The sequence below is a fragment of the Chitinibacter sp. SCUT-21 genome, assembly GCA_041874755.1.
GTDB lineage: Bacteria > Pseudomonadota > Gammaproteobacteria > Burkholderiales > Chitinibacteraceae > Chitinibacter.
Window position 1 is genome coordinate 1,988,904 of the sequence record CP102611.1, and the last position, 13,804, is coordinate 2,002,707.

General features: G+C 51.4%; 16 protein-coding genes. 5 read left to right on the forward strand and 11 right to left on the reverse strand.

Features of this window, described 5'->3' with window-relative positions:
* Positions 1–8 precede the first annotated feature (8 nt).
* The 5 genes from NT239_09330 to NT239_09350 form a co-directional block, all read right to left on the reverse strand.
* On the reverse strand, positions 9–452 hold the full coding sequence (locus NT239_09330) for a GNAT family N-acetyltransferase (protein XGA70000.1): 444 nt from the start codon (positions 450–452) through the stop codon (positions 9–11).
* Positions 449–1,054, reverse strand: a complete 606-nt coding sequence (locus NT239_09335; GenBank protein XGA70001.1) for an AAA family ATPase — start codon at positions 1,052–1,054, stop codon at positions 449–451. The genes NT239_09330 and NT239_09335 overlap by 4 nt, the downstream gene beginning before the upstream one ends.
* Positions 1,055–1,057: 3 nt before the next feature.
* Positions 1,058–1,408 (reverse strand): hypothetical protein, encoded by a 351-nt coding sequence (locus tag NT239_09340; protein XGA70002.1) that lies wholly within the window; start codon positions 1,406–1,408, stop codon positions 1,058–1,060.
* A 106-nt stretch (positions 1,409–1,514) separates the two neighbouring features.
* A complete protein-coding gene (locus NT239_09345; protein ID XGA70003.1) occupies positions 1,515–1,808 on the reverse strand; it encodes a PQ-loop repeat-containing protein in 294 nt (97 codons plus the stop codon).
* Positions 1,801–2,757, reverse strand: coding sequence for a phosphotransferase (locus tag NT239_09350; protein XGA70004.1), 957 nt, complete (start codon positions 2,755–2,757; stop codon positions 1,801–1,803). The genes NT239_09345 and NT239_09350 overlap by 8 nt, the downstream gene beginning before the upstream one ends.
* Before the next feature lie 106 nt (positions 2,758–2,863).
* Between NT239_09350 and NT239_09355 the strand changes: the two genes are divergently transcribed.
* Positions 2,864–3,733, forward strand: coding sequence for an AraC family transcriptional regulator (locus NT239_09355; protein ID XGA70005.1), 870 nt, complete (start codon positions 2,864–2,866; stop codon positions 3,731–3,733).
* A gap of 38 nt (positions 3,734–3,771) precedes the next feature.
* Here NT239_09355 and NT239_09360 read toward each other — a convergent pair whose 3' ends face one another.
* Entirely contained in the window at positions 3,772–4,248 is a 477-nt protein-coding gene (locus NT239_09360) for a hypothetical protein (protein XGA70006.1), read from the reverse strand.
* A 164-nt stretch (positions 4,249–4,412) separates the two neighbouring features.
* Here NT239_09360 and NT239_09365 point away from each other — a divergent pair, with 164 nt between their 5' ends.
* The 3 genes from NT239_09365 to NT239_09375 all read left to right on the forward strand — a co-directional run bounded on the left by NT239_09365 (position 4,413) and on the right by NT239_09375 (position 6,896).
* Positions 4,413–5,603, forward strand: coding sequence for an acetate kinase (locus NT239_09365; GenBank protein XGA70007.1), 1,191 nt, complete (start codon positions 4,413–4,415; stop codon positions 5,601–5,603).
* 172 nt (positions 5,604–5,775) lie between these two features.
* Entirely contained in the window at positions 5,776–6,528 is a 753-nt protein-coding gene (locus NT239_09370; GenBank protein XGA70008.1) for a BPSS1780 family membrane protein, read from the forward strand.
* Complete coding sequence (locus NT239_09375; GenBank protein ID XGA70009.1) at positions 6,525–6,896, forward strand: diacylglycerol kinase; 372 nt, start codon at positions 6,525–6,527, stop codon at positions 6,894–6,896. The genes NT239_09370 and NT239_09375 overlap by 4 nt, the downstream gene beginning before the upstream one ends.
* A 99-nt stretch (positions 6,897–6,995) precedes the next feature.
* On the opposite strand, the gene NT239_09380 is transcribed toward NT239_09375, so the two are convergent.
* Genes NT239_09380 through NT239_09390 form a run of 3 tightly spaced genes read right to left on the reverse strand, consistent with a single transcriptional unit; the run spans position 6,996 to position 9,166 of the window.
* Positions 6,996–7,406: a DUF2721 domain-containing protein gene (locus tag NT239_09380; protein ID XGA70010.1), complete on the reverse strand. Its 411-nt coding sequence runs from the start codon at positions 7,404–7,406 to the stop codon at positions 6,996–6,998.
* Positions 7,396–8,169: a LytTR family DNA-binding domain-containing protein gene (locus NT239_09385; protein ID XGA70011.1), complete on the reverse strand. Its 774-nt coding sequence runs from the start codon at positions 8,167–8,169 to the stop codon at positions 7,396–7,398. Before NT239_09385 ends, NT239_09380 begins: the two co-directional genes overlap by 11 nt.
* On the reverse strand, positions 8,138–9,166 hold the full coding sequence (locus NT239_09390) for a histidine kinase (GenBank protein XGA70012.1): 1,029 nt from the start codon (positions 9,164–9,166) through the stop codon (positions 8,138–8,140). Before NT239_09390 ends, NT239_09385 begins: the two co-directional genes overlap by 32 nt.
* Positions 9,167–9,233: 67 nt before the next feature.
* On the opposite strand from NT239_09390, the gene NT239_09395 reads away from it, so the two are divergent.
* Positions 9,234–10,745 (forward strand): YifB family Mg chelatase-like AAA ATPase, encoded by a 1,512-nt coding sequence (locus tag NT239_09395; protein ID XGA70013.1) that lies wholly within the window; start codon positions 9,234–9,236, stop codon positions 10,743–10,745.
* Here the strand turns inward: NT239_09395 and NT239_09400 are convergent.
* Both NT239_09400 and NT239_09405 read right to left on the reverse strand, forming a co-directional pair.
* Positions 10,742–12,793 (reverse strand): EAL domain-containing protein, encoded by a 2,052-nt coding sequence (locus NT239_09400; protein XGA70014.1) that lies wholly within the window; start codon positions 12,791–12,793, stop codon positions 10,742–10,744. The two genes, NT239_09395 and NT239_09400, sit on opposite strands and share 4 nt — an antisense overlap.
* Positions 12,790–13,704, reverse strand: coding sequence for an HDOD domain-containing protein (locus tag NT239_09405; GenBank protein ID XGA70015.1), 915 nt, complete (start codon positions 13,702–13,704; stop codon positions 12,790–12,792). Before NT239_09405 ends, NT239_09400 begins: the two co-directional genes overlap by 4 nt.
* Between the last annotated feature and the right edge of the window lie 100 nt (positions 13,705–13,804).

A 13,804-nucleotide genomic window follows, 5' to 3' on the forward strand; every position in this document is an offset into this window, starting at 1 on the left:
AAATTGCATTAAGCAGGCGTTGCGGTGAAGTCGAGCCCCGCTGGGTTATCGCGCACCATCATGCGTTCTGGCGTTGGGTATTCAACAAATCCAAATTGCTTGTACAAGCCCTGCGCATCGCCAGTTTGCAAAAAGCAGCGCGATACTTTGGTCAGTATGGGCTCAGACATCAATCTAGCAATCATCCGCTTTGATATACCCCTGGCTCGATACGCTTCATCGACAATCACATCGGCCAAATAAGCAAAGCGCACCGTATCGCTAATCACGCGCGCGTAGCCGACTTGCTGCTCACCAATAAACGCGCCGATCACCACCGTTGAGCCGCGCGCGGCTTGCTCGACGTAATACTGGCTAATCCCCGGCGACCAATAACTCGCCGCCAACCACGCGGTAATGCGCGGCCAATCGAGCGTGGATAAGTCGGTGCGAAAGACTAATTCATCGTTCATATAATTCTCGCTTGCGCCGTTTCAGTCGAAGCAAATAGCGCCGGCCATTGCGCGATAATGCGCTCGGCAGCTTGCGCTGGCTGGCATTGCTCGGTGTCGATCAGCATCCAATCGTCGGGCCACGGAAATTGGCCCAGACTTTGGTCTTGATATCGGCTGGCGACAAACTCCAAACGTCTACGCGCCGATTCAACATCACGCTTAGCCGGCTTCATCTGCAAGCGCTGCGGCGTACCTTCGCGCGCCATGCGCGTGGCTAAATCGGCGCTGAGTTCAACAAAGCGGATGCGGCAGCCGTGCGACAAGCATAATTCCCGCAGCGCGTGCATGCGCTCGCCATCCTCGGCGACATTAAACGCCCAGACAAAAGTAAAAATCACGCCTGGATGCGATTGATCGGCCAGCGCGGCGCGAAACAGCTGCATGCGCAAAGACCAGCTTAAATCTTGAAACTGCGGATGATCCCAGCCCAAAAGCTGGGCCACCGGGTCGGTCGTTAGATGGTTATGAAATAAGCGAAACCCCGTCTTTTCTGCCAGCGCTTGCCCCACGCTGGCCTTGCCCACTGCACCGGGGCCAAAGATGACGATTAAATCAGCCATGTTTTACCCCGCAATCTTTTGCCAAATTTCGTATTCGATCACGCGCTCGCCCTCATAACGGCGGTTGTGCCACAGATCGCCGATGAGCTGGAATTCAAATTCATACGCCTGCCCAACCATAGGCGCGTAGGACGCCATATCGGGCCGCTCGGTATACCGAGTGCCATCGATGGTGTAAGAGCCGCTGGCCGACGAATAAAACGCGCCATCTTTTAGCGTTAAAAACATAAAATGCTGCTCGCTAATCACTTTGCGCGAGCGCAGCGCATTCATGTCATACACCTGCACCGCTTGCCCCGGCTCACCACATTCGCCAGAAACCAATTGCCATACGCCAATTAGGGGATTGCTCATTACTGATCCTTTAAAAAACTTTAAAATTTTCGTCCATACGCCATAAAAACCCGATGCGGAATCAATAGCGGGTCGGCGCTAAAATCTCGCCCCCCCCATATCGCGCTCAACGACGGCGATAGCGCCAAATCAGCGCTAGGGTCGCGATGACACAAAGCCATGTTGCGGTCGTCGAGACCAATAATGGCCAAACTTGATCATTAATGCGCCACTGAATCAGCGCGTAAAAGCATGCAAACGACGACGCGAGCAGCCAAATGAGCCACGTTCGCAATGAGAAATCCTGAGCTGAGCGCGTGCGCCATAACTTGCGCCATTGCGGCAAATAACCACACAGACTCAACGCTGGCACACACACTTGCAAAAAATTGGCCGTTTTAATTAACCACAGCTCAGGCATGCTTTAACTCCGTATCTAATGCACTTAGCCAGCTTCCGTATTGCTCGTCGAGCTGAACAAGTTGGTTAAACTTTTCGTCAAACCATTGCTGGTCGTACCACGCCAAATTGCGACTGTGTTTGGCATCATCCCACAAGGAAAAAAACCAGCGCCGTGCGGGAAAACCGGCGGGGGGCGTGTAGTGCTGTAAATAGGTTTCGAGCAGATTCAGTTCGGGCGAGACGTCGGCCAGATGGAAAATATCCTGCTCACGATGGCGAAAAGCGACGTCACACGGATCGAGCACAGCAGTGAGCGCGCCGCTATGCTCGTCAAACAGGAAATTACCCGCGTGCGGATCGTCGTGCACCAAGCTCGACGGCATGCCAGCTAGTGGCGCGAGCAGACGATGGCGCGCTTGCCATAATTGTGCGTAGGCGTATTTCTGCCATGGCGTAAATGGTGAGGTTTTGCTTTGTACATAGCAATGCAAAGGCTCGGTCCACGCTTCAAAGGCCGTGATGAGATCTGCGGCGAACTCGCCATTGGGCAATTCAAACCCGCGCGGATCGCTCACGGCGTGCCAGCCGAGCAATACGTCAACCACTTGCTGCGCTGTTTGTGCCGGATTGGCCCATGGCTTGGCGACATCCCACGGAGCCACACCGGGCAGGCGATCTAGCAGCAAAATCTCTAAAGACTGATGATCCAGCTCGATGTTTTTTTGCAAAAGCACCTGCGGAAAAGCCACCGTGGTATGCGGGCGTAAACGTGCCAAACCTGCTACTTCACGATGAGTGCGTCCAGCTTGAGCGGTGGCTTTAACGACTACATCACCCGCGGGGCCTTGCAAAATCACCGCGCAACCGTAGAAACCGGCGATCGATTTGACGATGTGGGCTTGCTGCCCAAAATGCACCTGATAGCAGGCAAGGGCGGCTTGTTCGGCGATAAAGAGTGAGCTGGACATTTGCTGACCGCAGGCTGAATATTTGCATTCATTTAACCAGCTTGCAGCCTGTCTTGGAATGACCGAATATATCCGTCATTTGTCTAAAAACATCATATAAATCGCCATGCCCCAAATTTACTACGAACGTTTTGATTGCGATGAAAACGGCTGGAATCGGCAAGTGGGTGCACACGTGTTTCATCAGGCCTCGCACCCTGCGATCCGTGATAAGGGGATATTTATGTGCGGCATTTCTGAAGCCGCAGGCCAATGCGAGATTGAGCGCATCGACTTTGGTTTTCATGTACTTATTTTCTGCCTGAGCGGGCAGGGCGAATTATTTGAAGGCGAGCAAACGTGGCCGTTTCACGCCGGACAAATGGCATTTCAACCCGCGCGCGGCCAGCGCGGCTATCGCCGCATCGGCAGTGAGCCGCTGCATATTGCGTGGTTATTGCTGTGTGACGACGCACGCTGGGCGCATTTGCTACAGCAGCATTGCTACATAAAAGATCACGCTTCGGGCTGGCATATTCATGATGCAATCTCGCTGTATCAACGTGAAGCCCTGTTGCACAATGCCGGTCAGAGCCATACCCTGGTCATGCCTGCCTTAGAAATGCTCAGCCTGCAATTGGAGCGCGCAGTTGGCAGCCCCAATTCACACAGCGGTTGGTCACAGCAGATCCACGCTTTATTTCAGCGCGTTGCCAGCGATTTACGCCGCGAATGGCGAGTGGATGAATTGGCACAGCAACTGCAGATTACGCCAGCGCATTTTCACCGCCTATGTATGAATCACCTCGGGCAAGCGCCGGGCCAGTATGTATTTGCTTTGCGTATGCAACAGGCGCACCGGCTACTAAGCCAAGGCATGAGCGTGGGCGCGGTGGCGAGCGCAGTCGGCTATCAGGAAATGGCCAGTTTTTCCCGCCGCTTTCGCCAGCATTTTGCAATTGCACCTAGCCAAATCAAACAAGCCACATGTATATGATCACAGCGAATATTTAATCCAGCCTTTAAGCAAATACCCTAGGCCAGCATATTGCGGATTTTGGCGAGTGTGCGTAACTCTTGGCGCGCAAACTCAAGTACATCGTCTTCGTCGATAACGGTATCGCTGGCGATAGCGCTAAGATCTAATCCCAATTTGGCAGCCAAACGCGCCGCGGCTGGGCTGACGCTAAAAGGGGCGGCGCTGACCGCTTGATGTGCTTCGACAGTGGAGGAAGTGGGTTCCAAGCCCCATTCCGCAGTGGGCTTTTCAGCGATTTCCATCATCAACAATAAATCATTGCTGTTCACAAAATCGCCATGCGCCACCATCAAACTGCTGATTTGTCCGTCGTCGGGCGCATGAACCGGCCATTCCTGATCGGCGGCAAGCAGCGTAATGAGCACCGAGTCGGCCAGAACTTGCTGACCGGGTTTCACGTGAAACAACACGACTTCAGCAGATTCGGGAAGATCAGGGGCGCATATCAGGTGCGTGGTGTAACTGATTGTCATTATTTACGATCCAAATAATATCCAAGCATTGATATTCGCCAATAAGATATGCTGCAACGCAAACTAGACTATGCTGCATTCGCAGTAGTATCAATTAAATAAAGCGCAGCAGGCAAGGCTTATGCCTATGGGGCTGCGATTTTCACTGAATTTAGGAGTTTTCCATGAGCGATCTGGTCTTAGTCATTAATGCTGGTTCTTCAAGCATCAAGTTTTCTTTATTCGAAACCGCTGGCGCAGCCGATCCTAAAGTCTTGTTCAAGGGCCAAATGGAAGGGCTTTATGTAGAACCTAAATTCACGGCAAAAGACGCGGACGATAATAAGCTGGTCAGCGAAACCCTACCAGCCGACAAACCTAAAAACCACGACTATGCTTTGCGCCATATGTTGGCTTGGTTGCAAGAACGTCTGGGTGGCCGCGAGATCAAAGTAATTGGTCACCGCGTGGTGCACGGCGGCACGCAATACTCTAAACCTGAATTGGTAACGCCAGAATTGCTGGCGGGCTTAGAAGCGCTGATCCCATTGGCGCCATTGCACGAGCCGCACAATATTGCCCCGATCAAGATCTTGCAGGATTTGCTGCCTAATGCACCGCAAGTAACGTGCTTTGATACGGCTTTCCACACCACGCAGCCTGAGTTGAACCAACTGTTCGCGCTGCCGTACGAATTTGCGCAAAAAGAAGGCATCCGTCGTTACGGCTTCCACGGTCTGTCGTACGAATATATCGCCAGCGTTTTGCCACAAATCGACACGCGCGCCGCTGAAGGCCGCACTGTGGTGGCGCACTTGGGTAATGGCTCATCAATGGCAGCCTTGCTCGGTGGCGTTTGCCAAGCCACCACTATGGGCTTTACCGCGCTCGAAGGTCTACCGATGGGCACACGTTGCGGCAGCATCGACGGCGGCGTATTGCTGCACTTGATGAACCATCTAAAAATGGACGCGAAACAAATCGAGACGCTACTGTATAAAGAATCTGGTTTGCTGGGCTTGTCGGGCATTTCTAGCGATATGCGCGATCTGGAAGCGTCCAACGATCCGCGCGCAAAATTGGCGATCGATTATTTCGCCCGCCGCGTAGTGCGCGAAACTGCGTCTTTGGCAGCAGCAATTGGCGGCCTTGATTGCCTCGTGTTTACCGCGGGTATCGGTGAAAACGACGCGCTGACTCGCGCTAATGTGTGTCACCAATTGCGTTGGTTAGGCGTTGAGCTTGATGAAGCCGCGAATGCGGTACGCTCTGGCGAACCACGCCGCATCACACTGGCCGACAGTAAAGTGGCCGTGTATGTGATCCCAACCAATGAAGAGTTGATGATTGCTCGCCAAGCGCTGGCGACTTTATAAGCTTGATTGCAGCACAAACCGCTGGACGATCAATGATCGACAGCGGTTTTTTTTATGCCTAGCGCCAATGTGGGATACCTTCATTCAGGCTTCATACTGTTGATGAAAAATATCCTCAAGGCCAGTGCTTGCTGCTAGCATTGAGTTCTATTGCCAATTTCTTGGGTACACCATGCAAGAACAGGATGAAATCATCGATTTAGCCATTGAACCACGCAGCCTGCCGACGAGCAGTGGTTGGCAGTGGATCACACGCGCCTTCGCATTATTTCGCCAAGCGCCAACCGCGTGGGTGGGGATTACCGGCCTTTTTGTTGTGTTGATGCTGGCGATTAATTTTGTACCGATTCTGGGTGGGTTTGTTGGTACATTGCTCGGCCCAGTGATGCTGGGCGGCTTAATGATTGCCGCACAAAAAACCGATCAGGGTGAAAAACCTCAAATTAGCGATTTATTTGCCGGCTTTAAATATCGCACCATTGATTTAATCAAAGTGGGTGCTTATTACATGCTGGGTACCATGGTATTGCTATTTTTACTCTCGGGCATCGTGGGTGCGCTGGAGTTCTTAGGTGTGATTGATGCGCTGCCCGAACAAATCACCGCGGTGGATCAAGTTAAGCATTTATGGCCTTTGGGTGTTCTCATACTGGGCTGTTTTTTGCTGGTGTATAGCGCCTATTTTTACGCGCCAGCCTTGGTGATATTGGCCAATATGAGCGCCACCGAAGCGATGAAATTATCGGCCTTGGCTTTTTGGCGCAACTGGTCACCGATTTTGCTAATGTCATTACTCGGCGCGCTAATACTGATGCTGTTGATGTTGCCATTTTTTCTAGGGTTATTGATCGGCCTGCCCGTTGCTTTGATTACCAGTTATGTGTGTTACGTTGACGTATTCCCGCCGCAAGGAGAGCAGCAGTGAACGAAAGTCCATTTAAAGGCAAAACCGGCATCCAGCGTGTTTTCAATGCGCTCGGCTACTCGCTTGACGGTTTAAGTGCGGGTTGGAAAAATGAAGCGGCATTTCGGCAAGTGTTAATTTTGGCCATTGTCGGCATTCCAGTGGCTCTGTATTTATCAGTGCCAATCTGGGGCAAAGGCTTGTTGATTATCAGCCATTTGGCCTGTGTAATTGTTGAATTACTTAATTCGGCCATTGAAGCGGCCGTTGATCACACTTCGCTGGAAAAGCATCATTTAGCCAAGCGTGCTAAAGATCTGGGCAGTGCCGCACAATTAATCGGCTTGATTAATCTCACCGCGATGTGGGCGCTGGTGCTGCTAGCTTAAGCTAACAACCCACAACGCAAAAGGCCACGGTATTGCACCGTGGCCTTTATTATTTCATCGCTTCAGCGCAATACCAAGCTAGGTATTGAAAAGTATCATTCAGTGTTTGCGAATATCATCTTCGATATCGGCCAGCAAAATCTTCAGCGCGGCATCCGACATCATTACTTCCATTAAACACAGCACCAGCGAGCCGACCATCAAAATCAGACTGCCGATAAATAAAATTTGCGCCCAATCGGCATGTGAAATCGAGACCAAAACCATAGACACAATGCACAGCAGCAAGCTGCTGATGCCAAACGCCTGCATATAGCGAATCAGCCAGACGCGCATCTTCAGGTTGCCTAGCTGGCGCAAAATATTTTCGTGAGGATTGGCGCGGTGGTGTTCGTAAAGCTGGCGAATAATGCCTGAAATCGCCAGGAAACGATTGGTATACGCCAGCATGAGCAGGGAAATAGCGGGAAATAGCAGGGATGGGGTGTTGATACTGAAATTATCCATCATGGCCTTTCTTAAATTCTTTGATCACATGCTGCTGCCGCCGACTGACCGGTAAACGCTCGGGCACATCACGTAAAATCACCACCCAATGCCCATCTGCCCCATTCAGCGTAGCGCGCTCGAATCCTGCAATACTATCGCGCGCCACCAAACAATTGCGGTGAATTCGCACAAACTTTGATCCAAATTCATCTTCGAGTTTGGTTAAAGAGTCTTCCAGTAGATATTCTCGATCGTGGGTACGTAGCGTGATGTATTTTTGTTCCGCCTTTAAAAAGCGGGCTTCAGCCACCGGAATCAAGTGCACACGACCACGCTCAGACACGCTGAAATGACTGCGTGCGCCATCGTTGATTGGCGTGCTGGCCGCAGCCTCATTCGGGCCATGGCGCAACTCGAGCACGCGTTTGAGCGCAGCGAGCAAACGTTCCGGGCGGATCGGTTTAAGCAAGTAATCAATCGCCCGCACATCGAAGGCGGCAACGCCATAGTCTTCAAATGCCGTGGCGAAAATCACCGCAGGCGGACGAGATAGATTCAATAACTTGCGCGCGACTTCAATCCCACTCATTTGCGGCATTTGAATGTCTAAAATCACGACGTCGATGTCGTGCTCGGCAATTTGCGGTAGGGCTGTCATCCCATTGGTCGCAGTACCCACCACGGTATGAGGACACTCATGAGCGCAGTCGCCCAGCAAGTCTTGCAAGCGCGTGAGCGCTGGCAATTCATCATCAACTAAAAATAGGCGCAACGGTTTGTTCATTGTTTAGCTCCCGATATGGCAGCACGATATGTATTTGATAATAGTCGCTTCCACGCTGAATGCTTAAATTTGCCTCAGCATCAAAATACAGCAACAACCTTTCTCGCACATTGTCTTGGGCCATACCATTGCCGATTCTCTGTACCGCAGTTTCGACGATTGGATTGCGAATATTAATATGCACCTCATTTCGAGAACGAAAAATATCAATCTGTATCGTTCCCGTTTCGATGCTTGGCTCAATACCATGGTAGACGGCATTTTCCAAAAGTGGCTGTAAAATCAGTGGTGGAATTGACGCTTTTACTGGCATCTTCTCAATATGCCATTCCACATGCAGTCGTTCACCTAACCGGACCTTTTCGATTTCTAAGTAGCCCCGCGCCAACTCAACTTCACGCTGCAAGGTGGATAACGACGATTGCGTTCCCATTGCCACCCGAAATAATTCCGATAGATTTTGCAACAGATGTTCAGCTAGTTTTGGCTGACTGCGAATTAAAGATAGCACCGCATTCAAACTATTGAAGAAAAAATGTGGCCGAATTCTCGCTTGCAAAGCAACTAGCCGCGCTTCTGCTAAGCGTGGCGATAAGGTTTTCAACCACAATTGGTAATGCCACAACATGAAACTGGTCGCCATCAAGACCAAGAGCAGCATTTGCATCACATCGGGCTGTATGGCATCAAACAAAATTTTGCTCAAACCACGATAAACAATCGCAGTCCACGACAGTACCAACGCATACACCACAAGCACGCTGCGTCGAAATGGCCACTGTCGCAAAAAAGGTGCAATTAATGCCAACAAGCCCATCGCCCCCATCAGAATGGGCTCAACCCAAAAAGCAGCATCCGTCAAACGCACCGCCCACTCTGACCATTGATTAAGCGATGCGATGACGTAGAGTACCAGCCCAAGATGGACAAGCAATAGTGCACGGAAAATAACGCCAAAATTACGAAAATCCGGCATTAACGGCATTTTTTGATCCATTTTTCCCAAAAATCCTTCGCAAACCTTCATACACTAAAATCCAGCATAGCATTAGCAAGGTCAAAACATGTCATTAGCGGTGGTGTATTCGCGTGCTTTAGACGGTATGCAAGCACAGCAGGTTTGCGTCGAAGTCCATTTAGCCAATGGTTTACCCGCGTTTAATTTAGTCGGATTGGCCGATACTGAGGTTCGCGAATCCCGCGAACGAGTGCGGGCGGCCATTCAAGTGGCCGGTTTTGAATTTCCATCCCGCCGCATCACTGTTAATCTCGCCCCCGCAGATTTACCGAAAGGCGCAGGGCATTATGATTTGGCGATTGCGATCGGTATTTTAGCCGCAAGTGAGCAAATCCCGAGTGAGCACTTGGCCGAGTATGAGTTTGCAGGTGAACTAGGTCTCACTGGTCAACTTCGGGCTGTTCGCGGAGCATTGGCGCTGGCTTTGGCGGCGCGTCATGCTGGTCGAGCTTTAGTCATCAGTGCATGTAGCAGTACGGAAGCCGCCTTGATTAAAGAGGCCACGGTATTGGCCGCAGAGCACTTGCTGCAGGTTTGTCAGCATTTTAGCTCCCAGCAAACCGACTCACTGCATGCGGCGCAGCCACCCGTACACCAATCCGCCCCCATCTATCCCGATCTTGCCGATGTCAAAGGGCAACTCGCTGCACGCCGCGCCCTCGAAATTGCCGCGGCCGGAGGTCATTCGATCTTACTGATCGGGCCGCCAGGCACCGGTAAATCTATGCTGGCTCAAAGATTCCCTGGTCTGCTACCGCCTTTAAGCGAACATGAAGCATTAGAAGCAGCGACAATCCAATCTCTGGGGGCTAAAGGTTTAGACCCTCACCGCTTTGGGCAAAGGCCATTTCGCTCACCTCATCACACCGCATCCAGTGTTGCCCTAGTGGGCGGCGGCAGTGTGCCTCAGCCTGGAGAAATCTCGTTGGCTCACCACGGGGTGTTGTTTCTGGATGAGCTCCCTGAGTTTGACCGCAAAGTACTGGAGGTGCTGCGCGAGCCCTTAGAAAACGGCAAGATTCATATTTCTCGCGCGGCGCAGCAAGCCGAATTTCCAGCGCAATTTCAATTGATCGCGGCAATGAATCCATGTCCATGCGGTTATTTGGGGCACGGCAAGAAAGCCTGCCGTTGTACACCCGAACAGATCGCACGTTATCGCGGCAAAATTTCTGGCCCCTTGCTGGATCGAATTGATATGGTGGTTGAAGTGGGAGCTCTCTCCGATGAAGCGCTCCTAAACCGTACACAGGGTGAGAGCAGCCAGCATGTACGACAACGTGTTGCTCAGGCCAGAGCCAAACAAATGAAGCGCCAAGCTCAGCACAATGCCAAGCTACATAGCCAAACGCTAGATACTCATTGCCAACCCGATCAAGAAGGGCTGGAGTTGCTCCAAAAAGCAGTCAATCAACTCGCTTGGTCTGCGCGGGCGTATCACCGTGTTCTACGTGTAGCCCGAACCATCGCGGATTTAGCGAACAGCGAGCAAATTCATCGCCAGCATATTGCCGAAGCCATCCAATATAGACGTGGCATCGAATCACACAGTCATTAGCGCGCCAATAAAGATCGGTCCGGTGGAATCATCAATGCCTCGAAATCTGCGGCGGGCATCGGTTTTGACATGTAATAGCCTTGCAACTGATGGCAATTAAGACTGGCGAGAAATTCGGCCTCACTTTCGTTCTCCACGCCTTCGGCAATTAGCTGTAAATCTAAATTAAGCGCAATACCAATGATGGCCCGTACGATCGCGGCATTACTCGCATCATGCGGCAAACCCCGCACAAAACTTTGATCAATCTTCAAATAATCGAGCGGAAAGGCGTGCAAATAACCCAAATTAGAATAGCCTGTCCCAAAATCGTCGAGCGCCAAACTAAAACCCACTGCATGCAGCTCATCAAGCACCGTTTTAATATCCTGATCGGCCTTCATCAATAAAGTTTCGGTGATTTCAAGTTCGAGATACTCGGCTGGGATATCGTATTGATCGATTAAGGCCGTTAAATCTTGTGCCAAGTCACGACTAAATTGGCGTGGCGATAAATTAACCGCAAGCCGCTCTAGCACCAAGCCCTTAGCACGCCAAGCCGCCATTTGCTGGCAGGCAGCATTCAACACCCAATTACCAATTGGCACAATCAAGCCAGACTCCTCGGCAAAGGGGATAAACTCGCCGGGCGGCACCATACCACGCTGTGGGTGACGCCAACGGACTAGCGCTTCCGCACCACATATTTGCCCGGTCTTAGCATTCACCTGCGGCTGATAATGCAGCTCGAATTCATTGCGTTCCAAAGCATGGTGCAAATCGGTAGAGAGTTTTAGCCTAGCTAGCGAGCGCTGGTTCATATCGCTGGAATAAAACAGCACCGACTGCCGACCTTGTTTGGCCCGATTCATCGCGACCGCGGCTAAATTAATTAGCTTATCCGCGTCTCGACCGTCGTCGGGGTACACGCTCACGCCGATATGCGCTTTGATCACGATCTCTTCTTGCTGGATGTAATACGGCGCAGCAACCTCAGCCAAAATCCGCTCGGCCACAATCGCAGCATCTTCACGCTGGCGAATTTCAAATAAGCCAATACAAAACTCATCACCACCGAAGCGTGATAAAACATCTTCATCGCGCAAACATGAGCGGATTCGCTCGGATACCGCCAGCAAAATCTGATCGCCACCACGGTGGGTAAACGAATCATTCATTGCCTTAAAGCCTGCAATGTTGAAGCACAGTAAAGCACCGCTGCGTTGCTGGCGTCTCGCCTCGCTAAGCGCTTGCTCAAGCAAGGAAAACAAATGGCTGCGATTGGGTAATTTGGTTAAGGAATCAAAATACGCCAAGCGAAAAATTTGCTCTTCAGCAGCCTTGCGCTCGCTTAAATCAGCCATCACCGCAAAATAGTTTTGTAATTGATTTTGTCGCCCGTGGACGGTACTTAACGTTAGCCAAGCTGGAAAAGGCTCACCATTGGTGCGACGCGACCACAATTCGCCTTCCCAATGCCCCATGCTTTTCAGATGAGCCTCAATACTTTTCGCTTCGTCCGTCTCAGGCTGATCAGCGTTGGCCAGAAAATAGGGTACTTTGCCGACAACATGGCTCAGTTGATCGCCAATCAGGCGCAAATAGGCCGGATTACATTCGATCAATTGGCGTGATTCATTGGTAATCACAATCGCATCAGGCGTTTGCCGGAAAACGGATGCCAATAGCCGCGCTCGCAAGCGATCGGCAATTTGAGTGCTAATGTCTTGCAATAAACCAATCATGCGAATCGGTTTGCCCTGTTCATCGCGCACTAAATTAAGATGAATTTGCACCCAAAAATCTCGGCCGTTTTTATGGCGTCGTTTTACTTCCAGCGTCGATTGCCCGTGGCTTAATACCCGATTAAACAATTCAATATCATCGTCGGTCTCATCGGCGTAGAGCAACAACACGTGCTGGCCCAATACCTCATCGGCTTGGTATCCAAATAAACGCTCGGCCCCGCCATTCCAACCGGTGATATAGCCTTCCAGATCGAGCGCAATCAGCGATGCATTAATATCCCCGAGGATATGGAGCGCTGGTTCGAGCTCGTTGTAGCTCATGATTGAAAGCTCTCCGCCAAGCTCGCCACCCAGCGATACACCTCAACCTCCGATTTCACCCAAATTGCCTCGGCGCTAAATGGCCGTATCGCCCATGAGTCATCATCCCAGTATGCCTCCATAAGCTTTGTTTGTTCTAGCGCAGCGCCCAATACCCCTTCAGATTTTAACAGCGCAGCCATCATTTTTTCATTGAGCGGTAAATTGCTGATTAATTCAGGCATTGGCTTATGAAACAGACGATCCAACAAGGACAGCATGCCCAATAAAAACGCCGAATCAGGCGTGGTATTGAGCCAGCCATGCTGCGCCCAAGATTCCAATCGGCGCGCACGAATCAAGGCGGCCAGCAGCAACGGCGACATGGCAGAGGATTCGCCAAATTGTTCGGCATACATCAAGAGCTGCACCCAGCGTTGTAACTGTGTGCGGCCTAAAACCGTAATCGCGTGCCGAATGCTGCTAATTTCAATGCGTGAGCGCATCCCCACTGAATTCACCAAGCGCAGCAGCCGAAAAGTGAGATCGGGGGCACGGGAAAAAACCCGTTCTAGAGTTGCAGTCTCGGCATCGGCAGCCACCAAGGAAATCAGCTCCAGCAGTTCCGGTTTCGCAGGTGCTGTTTGCGCACTGCTGCCATTTAAATACCAAGCGCCGCAGGCGTAGACCTCGGGTGCAAGAGCCGCCAATTGCTCGCTTTGATTGATATCCAGCGCCAATTGCGCCGCGGGCAGCACCGATAGGGCGGGCCATTGCGAGTTTTGGGCAGGAATAAAACACGGCATCGTGGCTGAAATCGGCTGCTCGCTGAGTAAATCTTGCAAGCATTGCAACTGACTCTCTGCGCCAATCGCCAAAAGGCCTTGCCACTGCTGCTGTCGCCATAGCGGGGAAAGTTGAATCAAGTGCATAGCCGGATGCCCAAGTTGCATCCTCTCAAAGTAGACGCTGGCCAAGCCCGCAGCAAGGCCGATCGCAGATCCTGCGCTTTTATCGGTGTGCGCTGCAGCA

Bases quoted from the DNA above. Each gene is read 5' to 3' on its own strand.
- NT239_09370 (XGA70008.1), top strand. From the start codon at position 5,776: ATGCAAGAACAGGATGAAATCATCGATTTAGCCATTGAACCACGCAGC.
- NT239_09380 (XGA70010.1), bottom strand. From the start codon at position 7,406: ATGATGGATAATTTCAGTATCAACACCCCATCCCTGCTATTTCCCGCT.
- NT239_09385 (XGA70011.1), bottom strand. From the start codon at position 8,169: ATGAACAAACCGTTGCGCCTATTTTTAGTTGATGATGAATTGCCAGCG.
- NT239_09395 (XGA70013.1), top strand. From the start codon at position 9,234: ATGTCATTAGCGGTGGTGTATTCGCGTGCTTTAGACGGTATGCAAGCA.
- NT239_09350 (XGA70004.1), bottom strand. From the start codon at position 2,757: ATGTCCAGCTCACTCTTTATCGCCGAACAAGCCGCCCTTGCCTGCTAT.
- NT239_09355 (XGA70005.1), top strand. From the start codon at position 2,864: ATGCCCCAAATTTACTACGAACGTTTTGATTGCGATGAAAACGGCTGG.
- NT239_09405 (XGA70015.1), bottom strand. From the start codon at position 13,704: ATGCACTTGATTCAACTTTCCCCGCTATGGCGACAGCAGCAGTGGCAA.
- NT239_09345 (XGA70003.1), bottom strand. From the start codon at position 1,808: ATGCCTGAGCTGTGGTTAATTAAAACGGCCAATTTTTTGCAAGTGTGT.
- NT239_09400 (XGA70014.1), bottom strand. From the start codon at position 12,793: ATGAGCTACAACGAGCTCGAACCAGCGCTCCATATCCTCGGGGATATT.
- NT239_09360 (XGA70006.1), bottom strand. From the start codon at position 4,248: ATGACAATCAGTTACACCACGCACCTGATATGCGCCCCTGATCTTCCC.
- NT239_09365 (XGA70007.1), top strand. From the start codon at position 4,413: ATGAGCGATCTGGTCTTAGTCATTAATGCTGGTTCTTCAAGCATCAAG.
- NT239_09335 (XGA70001.1), bottom strand. From the start codon at position 1,054: ATGGCTGATTTAATCGTCATCTTTGGCCCCGGTGCAGTGGGCAAGGCC.
- NT239_09390 (XGA70012.1), bottom strand. From the start codon at position 9,166: ATGGATCAAAAAATGCCGTTAATGCCGGATTTTCGTAATTTTGGCGTT.
- NT239_09340 (XGA70002.1), bottom strand. From the start codon at position 1,408: ATGAGCAATCCCCTAATTGGCGTATGGCAATTGGTTTCTGGCGAATGT.
- NT239_09330 (XGA70000.1), bottom strand. From the start codon at position 452: ATGAACGATGAATTAGTCTTTCGCACCGACTTATCCACGCTCGATTGG.